The following is a 6,289-nucleotide window of genomic DNA, read 5'->3' as shown; positions in this document are numbered from 1 at the left end:
TTCTTTCCCCAGCGGCGGATCGTTTCATAGGAGACGGCGATGCCGCGCTCCAGCAGCAATTCCTCGACAAGGCGCAGGCTTAGCGGAAACCGAAAGTAGAGCCAGACCGCGTGGGCGATGACCTGGGGTGGGAAGCGATGGCGCTTGTAACTGACTGGCGAGATGGTCATGCACGTGCGTCTATCGCAACCGCTCCTCACAAGGCGTTACCGTGACTCGCCCCACAGGCGGCTATGTCGGCGGCGGGAAAACCGAAGGAGGACATGGACACCATGTCGAGCTTTTCTTCCAATGCGCCGACCAGTGCATAGATGGACTTTACAGGCTCCACCATCGTGCATTGCCAGGAGATGGGGATGAGATAATCGATCTGTCGGTAGGCCTTGGCGAAACGCTCTCCTCAACCTGTCAAGAAGTTCGGCCGCTCTTCGCCCCGTCACGGCCATATCGATATGCGGATAGGTCCGATAGCCGACAAGCATGTCGGCATCGGTCATCGACTGCTCGGTTATGTTTCCGTGCAGATCGAGGCATACGGAAATGGGAACATCGTAACCGATCGCCCGGCGAATACGGGAAAGCAGCTCCCTTCACCGTCATCGACATGCTCAGCCACCATGGCCCCATGCAGATCGAGAAAGATGCCGTCGAGCGGCAGGCTTGCAACGAGACAACACTGGGCCGGACTCTTGCGCCTTGCGGCCTCCATCACCACGCGTACCGTCGGACCGTCGGCTAGGATCTCAAGACCAAGTAGCATCCTAGATGCACCGGGTCCTCAAGTTGTTGCCTGCGGCTTGCTGCCTCTCGTCTTATGCGCACCAGCCGCCCTTCCCAGAAGCCAACCGCCAGCATGACGAGCGTGGTGAGCCAACCCATGGTCAGCAGATCGACGAATGGCGCGACGGGAATGAACGCCAGAAGCGCCACTACACCGGTTGTCCGTCATCAAATGATTTGAGACTTTTGGGGCTCTGGAAGAATGGAGTTTCCGGCTCGGTCTGCATGGGCGTGGCAAGCGTCGCGGCAACGTTTTTGGAGAGATCCTCTACTCAAAACGATCCGGGTTCAATTTCTGTGAGAGACAATTTGGCGGGCTCAACGAACTACCGTGCCCTCGAGCGGATACAGGCCTGCCACCCTACAATTCGCCTGATTTTTGGTCCGTCCGCCATGACCGTTCAGCGCCGACGTATGGCGGCCTGCGCTCCAAGGGCGTGGCCGCCACCACTTTACTTGTTGAGCGTATCTTTCAATGCCTTTGCCGGCGAGAAGGTCAATTTCTTTGCGGCCGCGACTTTGATCATTGCTCCTGTGGCTGGATTTCGGGCCTCGCGCTCCGGAGTATCTTTAACCTTGAACTTTCCAAATCCCGGGATCGACGTCTCGGCACCGGACGTTGCTGCTGATGTGATAGCAGCGAATACTGCCTCGACTACCGCTTTGCCCTGAGCTTTTGTCAGGCTATGCTCAGAAGCAATCTTGTCGGCGATTTCATTTGTTGTCGTCATAACAGTCCTCGTTCAATTGAAAGATCAAAGCTTTCTCCAGTTGGGATCAACTGTCAGCAGGAACTGCGATAGATGAGCCTAGAGGGCGACGATTTCCACAGCTTAGGTGCCAAACCGGCCGAAGACTTCGCCCGTAACCGATCCAAGCAAATAAGTCCAACTGCGTGGTCGGCCGGAACGATTTCCGTGGCTCGAACTTGAGTCGCGTCACATGGAAGGGAGTTCCGTAATGCGTCAGTCCCGGAAGCGTCGCACCAGCCCACTGTTGCAGAGCGACCAGATTGCCCAGTCGCAGCCGCGTCGTCGACGAGACCCCGCCCAACCCAACCTCCCGTTCGACCCGATGCCTAACCGGATCGAGCCCTGTCTGGCGCTCCTCAAATCCTCCCCTCCTACCGGACCCGACTGGATATATGAGGTTAAGTGGGACGGTTACCGGCTCGCAGTCCATGTAGAGCCGGACGGCGTCAGGATCATCACGAGAGGCGGTCACGATTGGACGAGCAGATTTCCGGCAATCGCTGACGCGGCAAAGCGACTTGGCGTTCGCAGCGCGATCCTTGACGGCGAGGCCGTTGTCCTTGATGGAAACGGCCGGTCGGATTTCGGGGCGCTGCAGAAATCGCTCGGAGGACGTGGCGGAAAGAGGGCGTCGACTGAAGCGATCCTATATGCCTTCGATCTGATGTATTTCGATGGGCATGACCTGACAGGAACGGAACTCTCGGTGCGCCGGCACCTGCTCGGTGACCTTCTTGATGGCTTCGATAGCGCCATCCAGTTTTCCGAAGACGTTTCCGGTGATCCGGACGAGGCTCTTGCGAATGCCTGCAGCCTGGGTCTTGAAGGCGTGATCGCCAAGCATCGTGACAGACCCTACCACTCCGGCCGAACTGGGGACTGGCTGAAAATCAAATGCATCCAAAGCGAAAGTTTCATGGTCGTCGGTTACGAACAGTCGAGCGTCGCGCGCGGCGGAATTGGAAGCCTGCTTATCGCCGCTCGGCGCGGCTCAGGCTGGATCTCGGTCGGATCAGTTGGAACCGGGTTCAAGGAACGAGATGCGGTCTATCTCAAGACAACGCTCGACAAGCTGAAGACGAAACAGCCGGTCGTGCCGATGAAGGGAAAGAACCTCGTGTTTGCACAGCCGACCTTGATTGCCGAGATCGAGTTTCGCGGCTGGACCGATGACGGCAACCTTCGCCACGCGTCTTACAAGGGTTTGCGCGAGGTTCAGGACAATGCCGCAGTGTTCGACATCGAGGACAAGCCCTGAAACGAAAAAGCCTGCCGCGGGAGGAGGTGCGGCAGGCTTTTCGAAAGATGTGAACGACGACGATGCATAGCTGACCGTGATGGCTATTGAAGCATCGGAACCAACAATCAAAACGTTTCGGGTTGACTTCCAAAACGTTTTGGACAACTCTTCGGCGGTCTGGGAGGACAATTTGGCCAATCTCAAGCAACTTGCCCAATCGCTGGGGCTTTCGATCACCACCGTCTCGAGGGCGCTCGACGGTTATTCCGACGTATCGGCCGCCACCCGAAAGCGAGTGCAGGAAGCCGCCGACAGGGCCGGTTACCGCCCCAATGCTTCGGCCCGTCGTCTGCGCAAGCAGCGCGCCGAACTCGTGGCAGTAACGCTTCCAAGCGAACCCGGCCACATCGGCCCGCTGCATTTCCTCGACATGCTGTCGGGCTGTGCGGAACATCTGGCCGGTGCCGGCCTCAACCTAGTGATCGCGCCCGTTCCTCACGGAGAGAGCGAACTCGACATGTGCCGCCGTTTCGTCGATGGCCACAGGGTCGATGCCATGCTGCTGGTGCGTACCAAGCGCCATGACGAACGAGTCGAATTTCTGCAGTCACGCGGTTTTCCCTTCGTCACCAACGGGCGGACGGAATCGGCGATCCAGCATCCTTATATCGATGGCGACGGATTTTCCGGCTTTCACGCCGCGACGATGCGTTTCCATCGCGCCGGCCATCGCCGCATTGGACATGTCGGCGGCCCGCAGGACTATTTTTTCGCCCATGTCCGCCGTCAGGGCTGGGAGGCCGCGATGACCGAATGCGGGCTTGCCACCGATCTCTATGTCGAACGGATGCCGACCGAACAGGGCGGTTACGAAGCCGCACTTTCCCTGCTCGGACAGCCGGATCGACCGACGGCAATGGTCTGCGCCACGGATGAAATGGCGATCGGGGTGCTCAGGGCGCTGCGTGAGGTCGATGGTGGACAGTCCATCAGCGTCGTCGGACATGACGACCTGCCGATCGGCGCCTTCACCAGCCCGGCACTTTCCACCATGCGCATGACCGGCGGCAATCTCGGCCGCAGCTTCGCCTCGCTGCTTCTGCGCACAATCGCCGGAGAACCCGCCGAAGCGCTGCAGGAATTGCATGCGATCGAATTTGTCGATCGCGACAGCCACCGCCTGCCGCCGATTGCGGCCTGACATTCATTTAACAGAGAACACCTGGAGGAAAAGTAATGAAAGGACTCTTGTCCATCGCCATCCTGGCATCGACCGCCATCGGCTTCGCCGGCCAGGCCCAATCGCAAACGGTTTTCCTGTCCACCCAGCTCCGCCCGATCGAGGAGGCGACGGCGGTGCGCGAGGAGCTGTTGAGCGGTCTCGACAAGCCGGTCGACTACGTGGTCGAGGAGCCGCCACAGTTTGCCGTCCGCATGGAGGCAGAACGTCAGGCAGGCAAGCACACGATCAGCCTCGTTGGCGCATTGCACGGTGAACTATCGCCGCTTGCCGACAAGCAGATGCTCGAGCCCCTCGACGATCTGGCCAAGAAGCTAGCAGATGCCGGCATGCCGCTGTCGCTGATCGATCTCGGCAAGCTCGGCAAGACCGAACAGCAATATATCCCGTGGATGCAGGCAACCTATGTCATGGCCGCCACCAAGGACGCGCTGCAATACCTGCCTGAAGGCGCCGACATCAACAAGCTCACCTATGATCAGCTGATCGAGTGGGGCAACAAGATGAAGGACGAAACCGGCGCGCCGCAGATCGGCTTCCCGGCAGGACCGAAAGGCCTGATGCCGCGTTTTTTCCAGGGCTATTTCTACCCGTCCTTTACCGGCGGCGTGGTGCGCAGCTTCAGAAACGCCGATGCCGTAGCCGGCTGGGAAAAGCTGAAGGAACTATGGACCGTCGTCAGCCCCAACTCGACCAATTACGATTTCATGCAGGAGCCGCTGGCTTCCGGTGAAGTCATGGTTGCCTGGGATCACGTTGCCCGCCTCAAGAACGCCATATCCGGCTCGCCGGACAATTACGTCGTCTTCCCGGCACCGGCTGGTCCGAAGGGCCGCGGTTACATGCCGGTCGTCGCCGGCCTCGCTATCCCCAAGGGCGCACCGGACGCGGCGAACGCCACCGCCGTTATCGAACACCTCGCCACCCAGGATGTGCAGCTGCAGACGGCCTCGCTCGTCGGCTTTTTCCCGACCCTGAATGTGCAATTGCCGGAAGATCTTGACCCGGGTGTTGCCCTGCTTGCCGGTGCCGTCACCGCCACCCAGAGCGCACCGGATGCCGTGATTTCGCTGCTGCCGGTCGGCCTCGGCGATAAGGGTGGCGAGTTCAACAAGGTCTATATGGACGCCTTCCAGCGGATCATCCTGCAGAACCAGCCGGTTGCCGACGTCCTGAAGATACAGGGTGATACCATGACCAAGCTGATGGCCGACACCAAGGCCCCCTGCTGGGCCCCCGACGCCAAAAGTGACGGCGCCTGCCCGGTCGAGTGATGGTTTCGGCCTGCCTGGGCTTCGGCCCGTCGATAGCATGGCAGCCCCTTATCCGCCTGCCGGCACCTTCTCCCCGCTCGCGGGGAGAGGGCTAAGGTGAGGGCCTTTGGCCGCTCATCGCAAAATTCAAAAAAACAAAGGGTAACCGATGACCCAAAGCCGAAGCTGGATCCCCTACGCGCTGATCCTTCCCTCCGTCGTATTTCTAGGTCTGTTGTTCGTCGTACCGCTAGTGCAGACGCTGTGGCTGGCGGTATCCGACAACGGCACGCCGTCGCTTGCCAACATGACGGCGATGGTGACCGACCTCAATTTCGGTCGTTCTGTGCTGAACACGTTTGTGCTGACGCTCGCCGTTGTGCCGATCCAGATCATCATGGCGCTGACTATGGGCTCGATGGTCGCCAAGATGAACGGCGGCCGCGAGACGATCCTGTGGATCTGGACCATCCCGCTCGGCATTTCCGATCTCGCCGCCGGCATGGTCTGGCTGTCGATCCTGCAGAATACCGGTTATCTCAACTCGATCCTCTTCGGTATGGGCCTGATCGAGCGGCAGACAGCTTGGCTTACCTACCAGACACCAGTCGCCCTCTTTATCGGCATCGCCATTGCCGAGATCTGGCGCGGCACCGCGATCGTCATGATCATTATCGTCGCCGGCCTCAACCAGGTGCCGAAGGAGTTCAAGGAGGCGGCCGAAATCTTCGGCGCCAGCCCCTGGACCCGCTTTACCCGCATCACCCTGCCACTGATCCGCCCTGCCCTGCAGTCGGCACTGATCCTGCGCACCGTCCTTGCCTTCGAAGTTTTTGCCGTCGTCTACGCGCTCGGCGGCCGCAATTTCCCGGTCCTCGTCGGCGAGGCCTATAACTGGCAGAACCAGAACCAGAATTATGGTGTTGCCGCCGCCTATGCGGTGCTGATCATGGTCATCTCGCTCGCCGCTACCCTCGTTTATTTGAAGGCCGTCAAGGTCGATCCGGAGCGTCTGCCATGAGCA

Annotated in this window: 5 protein-coding genes and 2 pseudogenes; 4 read left to right on the top strand and 3 right to left on the bottom strand. The window is 59.7% G+C overall.

Features of this window, described 5'->3' with window-relative positions:
• From ACI3K0_RS27495 to ACI3K0_RS27485, 3 genes and pseudogenes are all read right to left on the bottom strand, one after another.
• Positions 1-170, bottom strand: a pseudogene (locus ACI3K0_RS27495) (IS6 family transposase); the annotation flags it as partial.
• A 26-nt stretch (positions 171-196) separates the two neighbouring features.
• A pseudogene (locus ACI3K0_RS27490) lies at positions 197-619 on the bottom strand (M81 family metallopeptidase).
• Positions 620-1,232: 613 nt separating this feature from the next.
• The gene (locus ACI3K0_RS27485; RefSeq protein WP_148147172.1) at positions 1,233-1,511 is read right to left on the bottom strand and encodes an HU family DNA-binding protein; all 279 of its coding nucleotides are present in this window, start codon (positions 1,509-1,511) and stop codon (positions 1,233-1,235) included.
• A gap of 229 nt (positions 1,512-1,740) precedes the next feature.
• Here ACI3K0_RS27485 and ligD point away from each other — a divergent pair, with 229 nt between their 5' ends.
• The 4 genes from ligD (at position 1,741) to ACI3K0_RS27465 (ending at position 6,286) form a co-directional block, all read left to right on the top strand.
• Entirely contained in the window at positions 1,741-2,790 is a 1,050-nt protein-coding gene (gene ligD / locus ACI3K0_RS27480; protein ID WP_404946687.1) for a non-homologous end-joining DNA ligase, read from the top strand.
• Between the two features lie 172 nt (positions 2,791-2,962).
• A complete protein-coding gene (locus tag ACI3K0_RS27475) occupies positions 2,963-3,973 on the top strand; it encodes a LacI family DNA-binding transcriptional regulator (RefSeq protein WP_183687445.1) in 1,011 nt (336 codons plus the stop codon).
• 35 nt (positions 3,974-4,008) lie between these two features.
• Positions 4,009-5,286 carry an ABC transporter substrate-binding protein gene (locus tag ACI3K0_RS27470; RefSeq protein WP_404946686.1) on the top strand — a complete coding sequence of 426 codons (1,278 nt, stop codon included), beginning with the start codon at positions 4,009-4,011 and terminating at the stop codon, positions 5,284-5,286.
• A 148-nt stretch (positions 5,287-5,434) separates the two neighbouring features.
• Positions 5,435-6,286: a carbohydrate ABC transporter permease gene (locus ACI3K0_RS27465; RefSeq protein ID WP_404946685.1), complete on the top strand. Its 852-nt coding sequence runs from the start codon at positions 5,435-5,437 to the stop codon at positions 6,284-6,286.
• Positions 6,287-6,289 lie beyond the last annotated feature (3 nt).

The organism is Rhizobium sp. ZW T2_16, from assembly GCF_044987325.1.
Classification (GTDB): domain Bacteria; phylum Pseudomonadota; class Alphaproteobacteria; order Rhizobiales; family Rhizobiaceae; genus Neorhizobium; species Neorhizobium cellulosilyticum.
This window is presented reverse-complemented; position numbering and strand designations above follow the sequence as displayed.

Bases quoted from the DNA above. Each gene is read 5' to 3' on its own strand.
- ACI3K0_RS27470 (WP_404946686.1), top strand. From the start codon at position 4,009: ATGAAAGGACTCTTGTCCATCGCCATCCTGGCATCGACCGCCATCGGC.
- ligD (WP_404946687.1), top strand. From the start codon at position 1,741: ATGCGTCAGTCCCGGAAGCGTCGCACCAGCCCACTGTTGCAGAGCGAC.
- ACI3K0_RS27485 (WP_148147172.1), bottom strand. From the start codon at position 1,511: ATGACGACAACAAATGAAATCGCCGACAAGATTGCTTCTGAGCATAGC.
- ACI3K0_RS27465 (WP_404946685.1), top strand. From the start codon at position 5,435: ATGACCCAAAGCCGAAGCTGGATCCCCTACGCGCTGATCCTTCCCTCC.